We start from the raw sequence: 15,620 nt of genomic DNA on the forward strand, positions 1-15,620 counted from the left end.
ACGATAGCAGTCTGCGCCATGGCAGAAGTGGCACGGCCGCTCCGGTTCCTCAACCTGCCGTTTGGACTATGGCTGATCGGAGCGTCATGGCTACTCGCCGGCGCAACCGCGGGCTCATCCTGGAACGATGTTGTTGCCGGGCTCCTCGTGATCGCCTTCGGCCTGCCGCGCGGACAGAGAGCGAAGAACACTATGGCTCATGGGATCGGTATGTGGTCTGAGGCACGAAGTGCCGGTCACGAGTTGATCTGCGTGAGATACTGCGCCAACTCGCGCATGGAAAAATGGCCAGTGGCCGGATTCCGACGATTGGCACCGCCCGACAGGAACATGCGAGCACCCGGATATCGCCGGCTGAGATCCACGGCTTCGGTTAGCCGTTCTCCCGCCTCATTCATCGCCAGAGTTTGGCGATCGACGCTGACATGGGTGTCGACGGCCCCACCGAGCACGACAATGCAAGTCACGGGCCCGTCGATAACGCGTTTGGAAAACGATTTTCCAATTCCATCAATGTGGCCATACCTAAAGGGCTCCAGCCGCAAATAGCCAGCAGCAGCGCCGAGCCGATGAGACACGTCCGGCTGAGCTTGCGCCTGCCGAACAGAGCCGCGGCCAGCCCGATCAATCCGAAGATAGCGATAAGGTTGGACGGAAGGAGAAAGATCTCTATGAGCTTGGGGGCGATGAAGGACATCAGGCGCCTACTTCCAGTCCGGGCAGGAGGAGCCTGCGCACCGCGATGACAGAGAAGCACCTGACTGCGCGCTGGCACCCCGCCATCAGGTTGCTGCATTGGCTCATGGCGGCTGCTCTGGCCTGGCAGGCTGTCGTCGTCCTCGGCCCTATGAAGGGGGCGGGCGTGATCGCGATGACCTGGCTTCCCACACACATTTCCATCGGCGTGACGGTATTCTGCATCCTCCTCCTGCGGCTGGTCGTTCGTGCCGTCACCAAGGCTCCCGTCCGGCAAGCGCATTGGCTTGTGCGATCGGCGGGCGCTTCGGTCCTAGATGGGCGACGCTCAACAGGAGGTCGCAATGGTTCGACGCAACAAGCCTAAGCAGCTATCCGAGGCGGAGCTGGAGCAATTCATGATGGCGGCCGAGGCGCAGCATCATAGCATCGTGGGGCCGCGCATCTCGCCCCAGTGCGACCACTACAGGTCCCTACAGGATTTGCATGAGGCGCTCTTGAAGGCCCTGCGGCAGGTCACTGGCAAGGATGCGGCGTTCATCTGGCTAGTTCTCAGGCGGCCTCGTCGGCGGTGCGCTCGGCTATAGCGAACGCTTGTAGGTTCTTCACCTTGCCGTGTTCCCCTTCGGCGTTTGCGATGATGGAGAAAAAGGCCGCTCTCACTACATCCTTTTTCGAGACCTTCGGATGCTGAGCCTTGACGGCCTTTATCAACTGCTTGGGTGTCATGTCCGGCGTCACGACACGCATAAGAGTGTCTGCGATTGCCTGCATCTCCGCTGTATCCATCTCTGATACTCCCAGTTTCGACCAGTCTGCATTAGCAGTGCGACAAGCGTGAGGCGGAGGGCCTCGCGACCTCAACAACCTAATCCCGCTTGAACACATGGGCGGTTTGCGCGATTGTCATCCGCCCCCGTTAACACAGGTGAACGATGAACCGCAGGGAAAAGGCTCGGCCTTCGTGCCTACCGAAATCCATGTCGGGACCGTTAAGGATGATGAGGGACACATTGGCATCCTCTCAATCCTGACGAGGGAAGGCTTACTGGACATAGCGTTGGACCGGCAAGCCGCCGAGGCAATATTCACGGCCATCGAGACTATACGGTCCAAGCTGGAAATGGCCCAGGCCTAGGCTATCCGCCCTAATTCTGGGAACTTGGCCTGCTCCGCCCGCTCTAACTGGTCAAGCAAGGAGACCTCTTGTTTGGTAAGGGATGGGTCCACCTCTAAGCCCAGCAGTTTTCTAATATCCCGCCGGTTTGCCTCGGTCCTGATGAGCTTGCGCAGGGCACGTGCGATCACCGCTTCGGATTGTCCCTGCATTTGGATCGCGCTTTCTTGGAGTTCCCCAAGCGCCAACGCGGTGGGTACATGATGGTTCCAAGCGGTTTCAAACTCGCCCAAAAATCCGAGGGGTCGAACTCGACAGTTGATGCAGCGCGATCCCCCGCCCCTCCTCAAGGGGGCTGATGAGCGTCGGATCGCCGGTGACCTAGCCCGCATCGCAACCAGCCACCCAGTGAGGGAAATCGCCTCAGTTAGGCGCGGACAACTGGCATTTCAGATACCAGAACAATCCGCAGAATCTGGTGACCGGTTATGTCGCGGCTCGTACAGATTACGTCTCGCCCTCGGTGCGTCCATTTTGAGCCATGAGTGCTGACGATTGCGAAGCCCTTTATTTGGGCCGCCTATTGGCCAGGAAGGCTTGTTCCGCGTGGATCGTGATAGACGTCCTTCAGCATCGGAAACGTCAAGGAAAAATCTTGGCTTAGTGGTTCATTCGCTCGCATTTTCGAGAAAGGTCCACCGGACAATAATACCGTTCCGTAAGGTCGGCTCTAAAGGATATTGGTCACCAGCCTGTCCAGCCGAGAGTTCTCGCGGTATGCCAACCGCACCGCGACTGCGCTGATGATGCCCGTGGCGGCACCACCGATTACGTCAGTGAGGTAGTGGGTTCCGATGTAAATTCTCGACCAGCAGACCACAAACCCCAGAGCAGCGAAGGCAAGCGTCCGGCGCGGCAGAGCTTGCATCGCAAACGCCGCAACAATAGCGACGGTCGCAGTCGCGTGATCCGAGGGGAACGACCAGTCGGCGCTGGGGGCGATCAGCAAATGTGTCACGCCAGCATCATATGGCCTCATCCGATGCACGAAAACGAGGATGAACTGGTTGATAGCAAGCCCGAGCAGGAACGCCAGTCCCGAAGACAGCGCCGCGTGTCTGACGTGGTAGCGGTCGACCTTCGCCCACCATTGCAGCACCACGGCCAGCACCATCAAGGAAACGCCAATCTGCGAGATGCCGATCATTGCCCTGTCGAGCAGTGGGTGAAGCCCGGCCGCCGCGTTGATCCAGTGAGTGAGGGTTGCATCCATTCGTTCTTGCTTCCGTTGTTGTGGACCGCGAGGTGATTGTGAGAGAAGTCGACGAGCGCCGCATCCATCAGATTTTTGAAGTCAGCGTCTGGCTCAAGGGCGCTCACGCCCTGATCGAATGCCTTGGTGGTGTCCTACTCTATTTCGTCACCACGAGCGCGATTGCGTCATGGGTCAATGCCGTCACCCAGGAGGAGTTGATCGAAGACCCGAACGATTTCATAGCGGGCCATCTGTCGCACATGGCGGGTCAGTTCTCGGTCGCCAGCAAGGAGTTCTATGCCTTCTACCTCCTCAGCCACGGCCTGATTAAGCTGTTGTTGGTTGCCGGCCTTCTGAGGGGGAAGTTATGGTCGTACCCGGCTTCACTCGTGGCGCTCGGGGCATTTATGATCTACCAAGTCTACCGCTGGTCCTACACCCACTCTGCCGGCCTCTTGATCCTGACAGTGTTTGACGCAGTTGTTGTGGTGCTGATCTGGCACGAGTGGAGCGTGATGAGACGGCACAGGCCAGCATGATCAGCGAGCTATCTGCTTCGCCTCACCTCAGCCCATCTGATGAAGCACCAGCATAAAATTGCCCATGCGGAACCAACGCACCAGCCGGCGAGGACATCGGTGGGGTAGTGTACGCCAAGATACACCCGGCTCAATCCAACCATGACCGTCAGGAATAGGGCGAGTGAGATAAAGTAGGCTTTGACCCGACGATCGGGGTTTGCTTTGGCGAGTAGGGTTCCGAGCGTGAGGAAGGTCACTGCTGAAAGCATAGCGTGGCCACTTGGAAAGCTCGCCGTGAAGACCCTTACGGAATGAATGACATCCGGCCTTGGCCGGTCAAACGCGATCTTGAGGAGAGTGCTGATGATTTCCCCTCCGACCACGGCGAGGGCCACGAGCGCGGCGTACCAGCGTTCCCTTGTTATCAGCAGGTAACCCACTGCAGCGACCGACACGAAGGCCAGGAACGCGAAGCTGCCGAGGGAGGTGACATCGCGTCCCATTTCTTCGAGCCACGGAGGCCCAACCGGATTGCTGGGATCACCGGCGTTGCGGAACGCCAGCAGCACCGCCCGATCAAAGCCCCTTGTGTCGCCCTCAATGACTTCCTCCGCGAGAAGACCGAAGCTCAGGAGAAGACTGCCAGCCCCGAAGAGCGAAACGATCAGCCACATACCATCGCGGTGAAAACCTCGGAGAATGCCATCGGAGGATGAAGGCAATTTAGCGTCCATTTGGTGGCCTCGTCGCTTCTATAGTCGCTGCTGTTGACGACCGACAGGAACAGCCGTCCCACTGCTCCGGTTCCTTCAGCAGACCGCCTACAGAAGCGCCGCACCCTCCGTCTGATGCTCAAAGCAGAGCCAGTCGACGGCTTGTTCGGCTTGGCAAAGCCCCGCCGGCTTGTTGTCACCAAATGTACGATTTTGCATCGCCGCCGCTCGCCGACTACCGCCATGTTCGCTGGCTCTTCTGGTCTTCACGCAGTTCCGCATTGAAGGCGTCCTTTCCCTTCGCGGACCAGACGTCCTGCGCATGCTCACGTTGATGGCCATTTAGCTCGGCGGCGATCCAAAGCATCGCGCCATAGATGACGGCACGATCGTCATTGGTTAGCTCAACGATGCCTGCCTTCACGACGAGACCGCCGAGCTCAATCAGATGTCGGGTGCGCTTGCGGCGCTCGACTTGCCAAGTCCGCATGTCATGCCGAGCCCGTGCCGCCCGCCGGCGATTGCGGGCTGCCTTGGTGCCCTGGAGCGCTGCGCCGGTTGCTTCCAGATGCCGGAGCAGTTCGCCGGGACCGGCTCTCGAAAAACATCACCCCACGCTCGGCCCATGCCTCACGCTTTGCAGTCTCTTTCGTTTCGGCGATTGCGACCAGCGCCCCGGCCAGTTCGTCGGTGCTGAGTTGATCGGCGCCGGTGACGATCACCAGCTCGCCAAGTTGCTGCACCTTGCGCGTTTTGAGTTCCCGCGTCTTGTCGTCCAGTGCCTTCAGTTCCGCGTCAAAATCCCGTGGTTTACGCATGGCTGTCTCCATTGATTGTCAATGCGACGATGATAGGGGAGCGTCCGCCGGAAGGCTTCAGGGTTGCCGAGACAGCCGGGGACGGGCTGGTCCATCCCGAGATTTTTCCGAGGGAGGGCGCGCTTATACGTCGTGCCGACGTGCGCTTTGACGTGCAAATGATCTGGTCGCGATGGCGATCTATCATCTTCACGTCAAAGTCATTGGCCGCAAGGCTGGGAGCAGTGCTGTGGCCTCGGCCGCCTACCGGTCGGCCTCGCGGCTACGCGACGAGCGGATCGAACGCAGCCATGACTTTTCAGCCAAACGAGGTGTCGTCCATTCCGAAGTGATGTTGCCGGAGAATGCACCGCAGGCCTGGCGCGACCGCGAACGGCTGTGGAACGATGTCGAGGCGTTCGAGGTCAGGAAGGATGCCCAGCTTGCCCGCGAGGTCGAGTTTGCTCTGCCGCGCGAACTGAGCCAGGTACAGGGCATCGAGCTGGCGCGCGACTTTGTGCAAGCCGAGTTTGTCAGCCAGGGCATGGTCGCCGATCTCAACGTGCATTGGGACAGGGGAGAGGATGGCAGTCCAAAGCCGCATGCCCATGTCATGCTCACCATGCGGTCGGTCGATGAGAAGGGTTTTGGCGCAAAGGTGCGCGACTGGAATGCGACCCATATGGTCGAGCGCTGGCGCGAGCGATGGGCGGAGCTGGCCAATAAGCGCCTTGCCGAACTCGATATAGACATCCGCATCGATCATCGCAGTCTGGAAGCCCAGGGCATTTCCCTGGAGCCGCAAACCCAGATCGGTGGGCCGGCTCAACGCATTGAGGACAGTGGCCTCGACACTGCCGGTATTGAAGCAGATCGCGCCGAGTTGCACCGCGAGATCGCGCGCAACAACGGCGCGCGGATCATTGAGGATCCTAACCTGGCGCTGGATGCCATCACGCATCAGCAGTCGACCTTCACCCGAAAAGACATTGCGAAGTTTTCGCATCGGCACAGCGACGGAGCGGAGCAGTTCAACGCGGTCGTGGCAGCCATCGGCAGCGCGCCCGACCTGGTCGAACTGGGCAAGGACGGACGCGGCGAAGATCGCTTCACCACCCGGCAGATGATCGAGACCGAACAGCGTCTGCATCGCGCGGCGGAACGCATGGCAGGGGCGGAGCGCCATGCGGTGAGTGATCTGGATCGAGAGGCAGCTTTGGCCCGGGCACAACAACGCGGGCTCGTCCTGTCAGGCGAGCAGACCGATGCGCTGGATCACATCACCGATCGCCGCGGTCTCGGTGTCGTTGTCGGCTTCGCCGGAACCGGCAAGAGCGCCATGCTTAGCGTTGCGCGCCAGGCATGGGCAGCAGCGGGCTACGAGGTTCGAGGTGCGGCACTCTCCGGCATCGCGGCCGAGAATCTCGAAAGCGGGTCGGGGATTTCGTCTCGCACCCTCGCCAGCATGGAACATGGTTGGGGACAGGGCCGCGATCTGCTCACCGCGCGCGATGTCCTGGTAATCGACGAAGCCGGCATGGTCGGCACGCGCCAGTTGGAGCGCGTGCTCTCCCATGCTGCGGACGTCGGCGCAAAAGTTGTGTTGGTTGGTGATCCGCAGCAGCTGCAGGCGATCGAAGCCGGCGCTGCGTTCCGCTCCCTGCATGAGCGTCACGGCGGCGTCGAGATCGGCCAGGTGCGCCGGCAGCGCGAGGACTGGCAGCGTGACGCCACACGCGATCTTGCAACCGGCAGGATCGGCGCTGCGATCAGCGCCTACGAAGACAGAGGGATGGTGCACCAGGCAGCGTCGCGCGATGAGGCGCGCAGCGAGCTCGTCGAGCGCTGGGACCGCGACCGGCACGCAGAACCAAACGCAAGCCGGATCATCCTCACCCACACAAACGACGAGGTGCGCGCGCTCAACCAGGCAGCGCGCGAGCGCATGCGCGCTGCCGGAGATCTCGACGACGACGTTCAGGTGAATGTGGAACGCGGCCCGAGAAACTTCGCCACCGGTGACCGGGTCATGTTCCTGCGCAACGAGCGCGGACTCGGCGTCAAGAACGGAACGCTCGGCATTGTAGAGGAGGTCAGCGCACAGAGCATGACGGCCCGCACCGACGACGGCAGGTCAGTGCGGTTCGACCTGAAAGACTATGCCCACATCGACCACGGCTATGCCGCGACCCTCCACAAGGCTCAGGGCATGACCGTTGACCGCACCCATGTGCTGGCGACGCCAGGCATGGATGCGCATAGCAGTTATGTCGGCCTGTCGCGACATCGAGACGGGATGGATTTGCATTACGGCGGCGACGACTTTGCCACACGCGACGGGCTCTTCCGCACGCTGTCGCGCGACCGTGCCAAGGACATGGCGTCGGATTATGAGCAAGCCGATCCGGCGCAAAGCTATGCCGAGCGGCGCGGTATCACCTTCCGGCAGCGTGTGGTCGAGATCGTGCGACGGATCATTCCGGAGAAGCTGCGCGACAGGATCGGCGGACTGTTGGACGGATTGCGCTCGCCCGGAGACGCCGAGCCCGAGCACGACAGTGGGCGGAGGCCGGGAAGGGAGAATGTTGGAGCGCTGAGCGCCGATGCCGGCGCTGCGCCACGGACAGATACTTCCGTCAGGGGAGCGCAGCGCGAGACGGATGCGCCGGTGGACGCGGAAGCGGCGTTGCGCAGCGCTCGCACGAAGGCGCTTGTGCGCCATGCGCGTGCAATTGATGCGATCTCGCGCAGCGGAAATGCGGAGGGGCAGGGCAGTCCCGGGCAGATGCGCGAACTGAGAGATGCCCGCAGCGCGTTCGAGAAGGTGCGGCCGTATGGTTGGCGCGATGCCGAAGCGGCCTACGTCAAAAATCCCGAGCTGGCTCGTGAGGCGGCGGCCGGTAGGGTCAATCGCATCGTGCTTGCTCTTGAGGTTGAAACCGAGATCCGCACCGGACTGGACAACGATCCGAGCCGCCGCGCAGATCGTTTCGTGGAGCGTTGGCAACAGCTCGATCGCACGAGCCGCAGCCAGTACCAGGCCGGCGACATGTCAGGTTACAAGTCAACGCGAACGGCCATGTCGGACATGGCCAAGAGCCTCGAACGCGATCCGCAACTGGAATCCCTGCTCGCCAATCATAAGAAGGCGCTCGGCATTCAGGTTGAATCCGGCCGGCGCCTGGGTGTGGAACTGATGTTCAACCACGGCATCAGCATGGGACGGGGCATCGGGCTGTGACACCTGGCCAATCCGCCGCCGTTTATACGCCACCCACGGACGAGACGACGAACCTTGTTGCGTTCCCTCGCTAGCCGTCCTGTCTGGTTCCAGCAGATGCCACCAAGGAGCAGGCAAGCTATGCCCGAGCCAGATCGTATTGTACGTCTCAGAACCGTCCTTGCCCGAACCGGCCTGTCCCGCTCGACCATCTATCGCAAGATCGCCGAAGGCACGTTCCCGGCACAGATCAAGATCAGCATAAACGGGGCGGGTTGGCGGGAATCGGAAATCAATAGATGGGTGGGCAATCCGGCTGCATGGCGAACGGAGCGTCAGGTCTGACTGCGAGACAGACGAACACCAGGGCCGCCGCCATTCTCTGGAATAAACTCTATCCCAGCAGTTTCGAGCGATAGCTTCAGTGCTTGCAGGATTGATTCCGATGCGGGCTTCGAACCACGTTCGAACTGCACGATAGTCCTCAAACTTACCTTGGACAAATCCGCCAGTCCCTGCTGAGAAATGTCGAGAAGCCCACGCGCCGCGCGAACTTGGGCCGCACTTACCTTCATTGTTCAAATGCCCTGTTGCGCAAAAAGCGCAAATATGCTTGTTTTAGGAAACGACCGTTGGAAGTGGTGCACCCACGTCCGGCAGGTCTGACCACGCCTAAGCTTTGCGGAGCTCGGATCATGGCTGATTCCGACCATAGCACGACTATGCCTCCCGTCACGAATGGCAAGGCTGCCAATACGTTGAACCGGTTGCCTGATGCAGACCCCGCAATTCTACTGTTGCGAGATTGGGCGCGGGCGCAGCATGTCTCGCACGTGCTTTGCCGACTTCAACAGCGTCTAGAGAGCCGCGTTCTCGACGCCGCGGCCCAGGACGCGATGGATAAGAAGGTCGGCTATTCGATCGCCTGCCAGGCGGAAGTCGAGGCCACGACTGCTGCCTTGAAGCTTCAAGACAAAATACCCCGCGTGCAGGCGCGGTCGCTCCTTGGCGTCGTCGCCAAGCTCGAAATCATCGCTGGCGCAGATCGCGACATCGACGATCCAACAGACTTTCCGTGGCCGCATATTGCTTCGGTGCTTGATGACTTGAAGAAAATCGCTGGGTGCCTGCCGTTCGAACGACCTGATCGATCAGTTGTTCACGCGGACTGTAGACGCTATCAGGAGATGGCGACCGATCTGGTCGGTCTGGAAAAGCGGGCCTCTAATCTGTGCTTGGGGGAGGCGCCTGTCGTTGGCGTCAGCTCAGGATAGGAGTCCTTCTGTCCCCGTCCTAACCGGAGTTTTTCGTTACGATAGGCTTGAGCCAGGGTAGGGGATCAGGGCGAAGTATGTCCCAATAGCGCGTTTTCCTATCCATTTCTGCGAGCGCCTATTGCGGCGAATTACCTTGTCTCGCGCATGAGCGCATCTTGCGAGACATGGACGAGCTACGTTTTCTAGGGATGCTTGATAGCCGGCAACCATCCTGCCGACTGCTATCATCCGAGGTACGACGCCCCCCGCTATTTTTGCCCCGTCGCAAGCTGTTCCTGCAATGGTGGTGAAGTCCCTTAAGCGGGTCTTGCGTAAGGCACCCGACCGCGCGATTCTGCGCCTTGCATGCGCTCTCGCTCGCCAAGCGGCCCGCGAAGACCATGCGCGAGAACAGGCCGAGAAAACTCACCATGAATCGGACCGCGATCTACGCACGCTTCTCAACCGACCTCCAGAATGAGCGATCGATAGACGATCAACTCGCGCTATGCCGAGCTTATGCAGAACGCGAGGGATTGAACGTTGTCGCAACGTTTGACGACCGAGCACGCTCCGGCGGCTCCGTCCTGGGCCGTGACGGTTTGCTTCAGCTCATGGATAGAGCGCGTGAGCATGAATTCGACGTGCTCGTCGTAGAGGCACTTGATCGGCTTTCGCGCGACATGGAAGACCTCGCGGGCATTCACAAGCGCCTTTCATTTCTCGGCATCGAGATTCGTGCAGTCCACGAAGGCGTAGTGAACACGGTCTTGGTCGGCCTACGCGGTCTTGTTGGCCAACTCTACCGGGAGGACATCGCTCACAAAGTCCGTCGGGGCCAGGCCGGCCGAGTCAACAAGGGACTCCATGCCGGTGGATTGACCTATGGCTACTCTTATGTGCTCGGCGACCCCGGAAAGCGGCTAATCGCCGAGGACGAAGCGGAGATCGTGCGTCGTATCTTCAGGGAATATGTCGGTGGTCAGACCCCGCGCGACATCGCCCACAAACTCAATAGCGACCGCATACCACCGCCCCGCGGCCGAACCTGGAATGCATCTACCATCAACGGAAATGTGCAGAGAGGGACGGGGCTGCTTCACAATGAACTTTATGCTGGCCGCCTGATCTGGAACAGGGTCAGAATGATCAAGGATCCTGATACAGGGAAACGTGTCTCGCGTCCAAATCCCAAGGGTGAATGGCGAGTAGTCGCAGTACCGGAGCTCGCCATTGTTTCGTCCGACCTGTTCGACGCAGCACAAGTACGCAAGAAGGCGCGTGCAACCACCCATCCAAGCCATCAACGCCGACCACGGCATATGCTGACTGGGCTCCTGAGGTGCGGTGCCTGTGGTGCGGGAATGTCGTCAAAAGGCATGGACAAGTCCAAGCGCATTCGCATCCGCTGTTCGGCCGCGACAGAAAGCGGAATATGCGCTGATCCGAAGACCTTCTATTTGGATACGGTCGAAACTGCAGTTCTGAACGGGCTTACCGCCGAGTTGCGCCATCCCGAAGTGATTGCGCAATACGTCCAAACCTACCACGAAGAACGGAAGCGCTTGGCAGCCGATACCGATGCCAGGCGCACCCGTTTGGAGCGTCGGCTTGAAGGGCTAACTCGGGAGATCGAGCGGCTGGTCAACGCCATCGCCAAAGGCCACGCCGACCCAGCTGTACTTGGACCGCAATCGACAACACTGAATGAAGAGCGCAAGTGCATCTTGGGAGAGTTGGATCAGGTACCCGCTGCGACCGGAGTGATCGCGCTGCACCCTGCGGTGCTCGCCCGCTACGAGGAACAACTGAATCAACTTCAGTCCGGGCTTGCCAAGGGCATTGCTTCTGGCGATTTCGAATGCGCAGAGGCAATGCGTGACCTGGTCGAAACCGTCACGGTGTTTCGAGATCCGTCGAGAACTGGCGGGGTTGAAGTCGAAATCGCCGGTCGGCTGACGGCACTCTTGGGCGAGCGTGCCTACCCCCACGGCGTCAAAGGAGTGGGGGGAATGGTGGTAGCGGGAGAGGGACTTGAACCCCCGACCCCAGGATTATGATTCCCGTGCTCTAACCAACTGAGCTACCCCGCCAGGGTGGCAAATGGCCCGAAAAACCGTCCCGGACGGACGGGTTGTTTCAAGGCGTTCGCCAAGGTCGCGCGGATATAAGGTTGGGAGGGTGGGCCTGTCAAGCTTCGAAGCGGCCGACATGTGGGCATAATCCGGCCGTCATGATCTCATCCCAGAAAAGCTTTGCCGGACAGACACTCAGGGCCTGCCCCGGGGTTGAGTTCGGCGGGGCACGTCGTTATGTCTCGGCCAAGAAATTCTAGAGTTGAGCGAATGAAGCCGCGCATCGCCGTCCTCGGTTGCGGATACTGGGGCAGCAACCATATCCGCACCCTCAAGGCGCTTGGCGCGCTCCATGCCGTTTCCGACGCCAACCGCGCCCGCGCCGAAGGTTTCGCCAGCGAGCAGGATTGCCTGGCAATCGAGCCGGACAGGCTGTTCGAGCGCAACGACATCGACGCCATCGTCATGGCGCTGCCGCCGCAATTCCATGCCGACACCGCGGTGCGGGCCGTCGAAAGCGGCAAGGACGTGCTGGTGGAAAAGCCGATCGCGCTGACGGTCGCCGATGCCGAGCGCGCGGTGAAGGCGGCAAAGGACAATGGCCGCATCTTCATGGTCGGCCATGTGTTGCGCTTTCATCCCGCATTCGAGACGCTCAAGGCGCTGATCGACAATGGCGAGCTCGGCGAGGTGCGCTACATCCATTCGCACCGGCTCGGCCTCGGCAAGTTTCATACCGAGAACGACGCTCTCTGGGACCTTGCGCCGCATGATTTGTCGATGATCCTCGCCATCACCGGCACCGAGCCAATCGAAGTGAGGGGCGAGGGGGCAGCACTCCTCGACAATCTCAGCGACTTCGCGCATCTGCATATGCGCTTCCCGAACGGATTGCGCAGCCATCTCTTCGCCTCGCGACTCAATCCCTATCGCGAGCGGCGGCTGACGGTCGTCGGCACCAAGGCGATGGCGGTGTTCGACGACGTCGAGCCCTGGGAGCGCAAGCTTGCCGTCTACCGCCACGCGGTGTGGCAGGACAGCGGCCAGTGGGCCTTCACCGCCAACGAGCCTGCCTATGTGGCCGTCGGCGAGGGCATGCCGCTGACGCGCGAGCTTGCTCATTTCATGCAATGCATCGAGACGCGCGCCGAACCGCGCACCGACGGCGAGGAAGCGATAAGGGTGCTGCGCATCCTGACCGCCGGCACGGTGATCCATACCGGCTCGTCTGCATAAAGCAATCAGATCGAGAATTTACTCAGCGGGAATCTGCGCCGGCCTGGCGGCAAGCCGGGACAGCATGGCCTCGGCCTCGGCGCCGCGCTCGGAGCGCTCGATGAAGCCGCCGCCGAAGACACGCGCCTCGTTACCGTCGTCGGAATAGAGCACGCAGGCCTGCCCCGGCGCGATGCCCGACTCGCCGTCGGCCAGCTCGACAGAGGTCACGCCGTCGCGGTGATGCAGCACGGCCGGACGCGGCGGCCTGGTCGAGCGGACCTTGGCGAAGAGCTCGATCCCGCCGGCCGGAACATCCGACAACAGTCCGTCGCCCAGCCAGTTCATGTTGCGCAGATAGATCTTGTGCGTCTCCAGCGCTTCGCGCGGGCCGACGATGACGCGCGCGCGGTCGGCGTCAAGATGGACAACATAGAGCGGCTCGCCAGAGGCGATGCCGATGCCGCGGCGCTGGCCGATCGTGTAGCGCAGGATGCCTTCATGGCGGCCGAGCACGCGGCCGTCGATATGGACGATGTCGCCGGGATTGGCGGCGGCCGGCCTCAGCCTGGCGATGATGTCGGAATACTTGCCCTGCGGCACGAAGCAGATGTCCTGGCTGTCCTGCTTGGCGGCGACGGTCAGGCCCATTTCCTCGGCAATGACGCGGACCTGCGGCTTCGACAGGCCGCCGAGCGGAAAGCGCAGATAATCGATCTGCGCCTGCGTGGTGGCAAACAGGAAATAGCTCTGGTCGCGATCGGCGTCGACCGGCCGGTAAAGCGCACGATGCGCTCCATTGGCGCGCGAACGAATGTAATGGCCGGTGGCCAAGGCGTCGGCGCCGAGATCCTGGGCGGTCGCCAAAAGATCGGCAAACTTCACAGTCTGGTTGCAGGACACGCAAGGGATGGGGGTCTCGCCGGCGACATAGCTTTCGGCAAAGGGATCGATGACCGCCTTGCGGAAACGTTCCTCGTAGTCGAGCACGTAATGCGGGATGCCGAGCGTCTCCGAGACGCGACGCGCGTCATCGATATCCTGTCCGGCACAGCAGGAGCCGGCACGATGGGTGGCCGCGCCGTGGTCGTAAAGCTGCAGCGTCACACCGACGACATCATAGCCTTCGCGCTTGAGGATGCCGGCAACCACCGAGGAATCGACACCACCCGACATCGCGACGACGACGCGGGTTTCTTCGGGGCGGCGAGGGAGATCGAGGCTGTTCATGATGCTTTCACTGTGCGGCGCTCAATGCCAATGGCCGGAATATAGGTCAAGCGCCACGCATGCGCCAGCTTGCGGCCAAGACGAATTCACCGGCAAAATCAAGGCCCGGAGGCCGGTGTTTCAAATTCTAAACGAAATCCTAACCGGGCGTTCACGATCCTTACTTAGTCATTAGGGTTCGCTTAGGCAATTTTTAAAGCTGTGACGGTACTGTGGCGGGGATTGGGTCTTTGAGTTTTTAGTAGAGAGTACGATGACCGATCTGGTTAGACCTAGAGTCAAGTATGTTATTGGGCCCGACGGCAGCCCTCTTACCATCGCCGATCTGCCGCCGACAAACACGCGGCGCTGGGTTATCCGGCGCAAGGCGGAAGTGGTCGCCGCTGTACGCGGCGGCCTGCTCAGCCTTGAGGAAGCCTGCCAGCGCTACAAGCTCACCACCGAAGAATTTCTCTCCTGGCAGGCATCGATCGACGAATACGGCCTTGCCGGGCTGCGCACCACGCGAATCCAGCAATACCGGCATTAAGCTGCCGGCCGAAAACGAGCAAGGGCGCGGGACTCCGCGCCCTTCGCTTTTGCAGCGGCCTTCTATTCAAACTGTCAGCACGACCTTTCCGATGGGTCGGGTCGCGAGGAAGGCATGGGCGGCCGCCGCCTGGTCGAGCGGGAAAGCTTTGGCCACATGCGGCATCAGCTTTTTGGCCTCGACCAGCCTGGCGAGTTCGGCGAGGCCCTCGCGATCAGGCACCACAGACATGCGTTCAACGCGGATGTTCCGCTCCTTGGCCTTCGCCCTGGTGGAGTCGTGTACGTCGAGCAGCGACACCAGAACGCCGCCGTCACGCAGCACTTCCAGCGACTTATCGGCGTGGTCGCCGCCGATCGGGTCCAGCACCAGATCGACATTGCCGACCTTCCCGGTGAAATCGTCCCTGGTGTAGTCGATCACCTCGTCGGCGCCGATCGAGCGGACATAGTCGGTTTTGTCCGGACTGGCGGTCGATGCCACCCAGGCGCCGCGCGGCTTGGCGATCTGCACCGCCAGATGGCCGACGCCGCCGGCGCCGGCGTGAACCAGCACGCGTTGTGCTGCCTGCAGGCCGCCATGGCGGACGAGGCCTTGCCAGGCCGTCAGCCCGGCCAGCGGCAATGCAGCCGCATGGGCATGGTCGATGGCGGCAGGTTTCGCGACGATCTCGTCCACCGGCGCCGCGGCGAGCTCGGCATAGGCGCCGGCCTGCTTGGGAAAGCGCGGCATGCCGAACACCTCGTCGCCGACCTTGAAGGCGGTCACGCCGCCTCCGAGCGCCGCGACGGTCCCGGAAATGTCCCAGCCAAGGATGAAAGGCGGTTCGCCGAGCAGCGGGTAGAACCCGCCGCGCACGGCGCCGTCGACCGGGTTGAGGCCCGCCGCCTTGACGCGGACGAGCACTTCACCGGGGCCGGGCTTGGGGTCGGGCTGCTCGGCCACGAAAAGGACCTCGGGTCCGCCGACGGAAGTCTGGATAACGGCACGCATGAA

General features: G+C 61.3%; 18 protein-coding genes, 1 tRNA gene and 1 pseudogene. 9 read left to right on the forward strand and 11 right to left on the reverse strand.

What is annotated here, in order from left to right:
* Nucleotides 1-18: 18 nt before the first annotated feature.
* Nucleotides 19-111 (forward strand): annotated as a pseudogene (locus LB552_RS29760) (hypothetical protein); the annotation flags it as partial.
* 125 nt (nucleotides 112-236) lie between these two features.
* On the opposite strand, the gene LB552_RS29765 reads toward LB552_RS29760, so the two are convergent.
* Nucleotides 237-467 carry a hypothetical protein gene (locus LB552_RS29765; RefSeq protein WP_224604744.1) on the reverse strand — a complete coding sequence of 77 codons (231 nt, stop codon included), beginning with the start codon at nucleotides 465-467 and terminating at the stop codon, nucleotides 237-239.
* Nucleotides 464-697, reverse strand: coding sequence for a hypothetical protein (locus LB552_RS09020; RefSeq protein WP_224604746.1), 234 nt, complete (start codon nucleotides 695-697; stop codon nucleotides 464-466). The genes LB552_RS29765 and LB552_RS09020 overlap by 4 nt, the downstream gene beginning before the upstream one ends.
* Nucleotides 698-742: 45 nt before the next feature.
* Here LB552_RS09020 and LB552_RS29845 point away from each other — a divergent pair, with 45 nt between their 5' ends.
* Entirely contained in the window at nucleotides 743-1,063 is a 321-nt protein-coding gene (locus LB552_RS29845) for a cytochrome b/b6 domain-containing protein (RefSeq protein WP_411965751.1), read from the forward strand.
* A gap of 185 nt (nucleotides 1,064-1,248) precedes the next feature.
* On the opposite strand, the gene LB552_RS09030 is transcribed toward LB552_RS29845, so the two are convergent.
* Together LB552_RS09030 and LB552_RS09035 are read right to left on the reverse strand one after the other, a co-directional pair.
* Nucleotides 1,249-1,485 (reverse strand): hypothetical protein, encoded by a 237-nt coding sequence (locus LB552_RS09030; protein WP_224604162.1) that lies wholly within the window; start codon nucleotides 1,483-1,485, stop codon nucleotides 1,249-1,251.
* A 1,058-nt stretch (nucleotides 1,486-2,543) separates the two neighbouring features.
* On the reverse strand, nucleotides 2,544-3,086 hold the full coding sequence (locus LB552_RS09035; protein WP_224604165.1) for a phosphatase PAP2 family protein: 543 nt from the start codon (nucleotides 3,084-3,086) through the stop codon (nucleotides 2,544-2,546).
* Here LB552_RS09035 and LB552_RS09040 point away from each other — a divergent pair.
* Nucleotides 3,077-3,607: a DUF2127 domain-containing protein gene (locus LB552_RS09040; protein WP_224604168.1), complete on the forward strand. Its 531-nt coding sequence runs from the start codon at nucleotides 3,077-3,079 to the stop codon at nucleotides 3,605-3,607. The two genes, LB552_RS09035 and LB552_RS09040, sit on opposite strands and share 10 nt — an antisense overlap.
* A gap of 8 nt (nucleotides 3,608-3,615) precedes the next feature.
* On the opposite strand, the gene LB552_RS09045 is transcribed toward LB552_RS09040, so the two are convergent.
* The 3 genes from LB552_RS09045 to LB552_RS09055 all read right to left on the reverse strand — a co-directional run bounded on the left by LB552_RS09045 (nucleotide 3,616) and on the right by LB552_RS09055 (nucleotide 5,120).
* Nucleotides 3,616-4,323 carry a phosphatase PAP2 family protein gene (locus LB552_RS09045; RefSeq protein WP_224604171.1) on the reverse strand — a complete coding sequence of 236 codons (708 nt, stop codon included), beginning with the start codon at nucleotides 4,321-4,323 and terminating at the stop codon, nucleotides 3,616-3,618.
* A gap of 214 nt (nucleotides 4,324-4,537) precedes the next feature.
* The gene (locus LB552_RS09050) at nucleotides 4,538-4,792 is read right to left on the reverse strand and encodes a conjugal transfer protein TraD (RefSeq protein ID WP_224604172.1); all 255 of its coding nucleotides are present in this window, start codon (nucleotides 4,790-4,792) and stop codon (nucleotides 4,538-4,540) included.
* A 1-nt stretch (nucleotide 4,793) separates the two neighbouring features.
* The gene (locus LB552_RS09055; protein ID WP_224604175.1) at nucleotides 4,794-5,120 is read right to left on the reverse strand and encodes a conjugal transfer protein TraD; all 327 of its coding nucleotides are present in this window, start codon (nucleotides 5,118-5,120) and stop codon (nucleotides 4,794-4,796) included.
* 172 nt (nucleotides 5,121-5,292) lie between these two features.
* On the opposite strand from LB552_RS09055, the gene traA reads away from it, so the two are divergent.
* Both traA and LB552_RS09065 read left to right on the forward strand, forming a co-directional pair.
* Nucleotides 5,293-8,340 carry a Ti-type conjugative transfer relaxase TraA gene (gene traA / locus LB552_RS09060; protein WP_224604178.1) on the forward strand — a complete coding sequence of 1,016 codons (3,048 nt, stop codon included), beginning with the start codon at nucleotides 5,293-5,295 and terminating at the stop codon, nucleotides 8,338-8,340.
* 120 nt (nucleotides 8,341-8,460) lie between these two features.
* Nucleotides 8,461-8,664, forward strand: a complete 204-nt coding sequence (locus LB552_RS09065) for a helix-turn-helix transcriptional regulator (RefSeq protein WP_224604181.1) — start codon at nucleotides 8,461-8,463, stop codon at nucleotides 8,662-8,664.
* On the opposite strand, the gene LB552_RS09070 is transcribed toward LB552_RS09065, so the two are convergent.
* Nucleotides 8,655-8,894: a helix-turn-helix domain-containing protein gene (locus LB552_RS09070; RefSeq protein WP_224604184.1), complete on the reverse strand. Its 240-nt coding sequence runs from the start codon at nucleotides 8,892-8,894 to the stop codon at nucleotides 8,655-8,657. The two genes, LB552_RS09065 and LB552_RS09070, sit on opposite strands and share 10 nt — an antisense overlap.
* A gap of 120 nt (nucleotides 8,895-9,014) precedes the next feature.
* On the opposite strand from LB552_RS09070, the gene LB552_RS09075 reads away from it, so the two are divergent.
* Complete coding sequence (locus tag LB552_RS09075; protein ID WP_224604187.1) at nucleotides 9,015-9,593, forward strand: hypothetical protein; 579 nt, start codon at nucleotides 9,015-9,017, stop codon at nucleotides 9,591-9,593.
* Nucleotides 9,594-10,006: 413 nt separating this feature from the next.
* Nucleotides 10,007-11,635: a recombinase family protein gene (locus LB552_RS09080; RefSeq protein WP_224604722.1), complete on the forward strand. Its 1,629-nt coding sequence runs from the start codon at nucleotides 10,007-10,009 to the stop codon at nucleotides 11,633-11,635.
* On the opposite strand, the gene LB552_RS09085 is transcribed toward LB552_RS09080, so the two are convergent.
* A tRNA-Met gene (locus LB552_RS09085) sits at nucleotides 11,592-11,668 on the reverse strand. The two genes, LB552_RS09080 and LB552_RS09085, sit on opposite strands and share 44 nt — an antisense overlap.
* A gap of 252 nt (nucleotides 11,669-11,920) precedes the next feature.
* On the opposite strand from LB552_RS09085, the gene LB552_RS09090 reads away from it, so the two are divergent.
* The gene (locus LB552_RS09090) at nucleotides 11,921-12,886 is read left to right on the forward strand and encodes a Gfo/Idh/MocA family protein (protein WP_224524457.1); all 966 of its coding nucleotides are present in this window, start codon (nucleotides 11,921-11,923) and stop codon (nucleotides 12,884-12,886) included.
* 18 nt (nucleotides 12,887-12,904) lie between these two features.
* Here the strand turns inward: LB552_RS09090 and mnmA are convergent, their stop codons facing one another.
* Complete coding sequence (gene mnmA / locus LB552_RS09095; RefSeq protein WP_224604212.1) at nucleotides 12,905-14,095, reverse strand: tRNA 2-thiouridine(34) synthase MnmA; 1,191 nt, start codon at nucleotides 14,093-14,095, stop codon at nucleotides 12,905-12,907.
* 253 nt (nucleotides 14,096-14,348) lie between these two features.
* On the opposite strand from mnmA, the gene LB552_RS09100 reads away from it, so the two are divergent.
* A complete protein-coding gene (locus LB552_RS09100; protein WP_006203587.1) occupies nucleotides 14,349-14,624 on the forward strand; it encodes a DUF1153 domain-containing protein in 276 nt (91 codons plus the stop codon).
* A gap of 66 nt (nucleotides 14,625-14,690) precedes the next feature.
* Here the strand turns inward: LB552_RS09100 and LB552_RS09105 are convergent, their stop codons facing one another.
* Nucleotides 14,691-15,617, reverse strand: a complete 927-nt coding sequence (locus LB552_RS09105; protein ID WP_224604215.1) for an NADP-dependent oxidoreductase — start codon at nucleotides 15,615-15,617, stop codon at nucleotides 14,691-14,693.
* Nucleotides 15,618-15,620 lie beyond the last annotated feature (3 nt).

The organism is Mesorhizobium sp. CA7, from assembly GCF_020165015.1.
Lineage (GTDB): Bacteria > Pseudomonadota > Alphaproteobacteria > Rhizobiales > Rhizobiaceae > Mesorhizobium.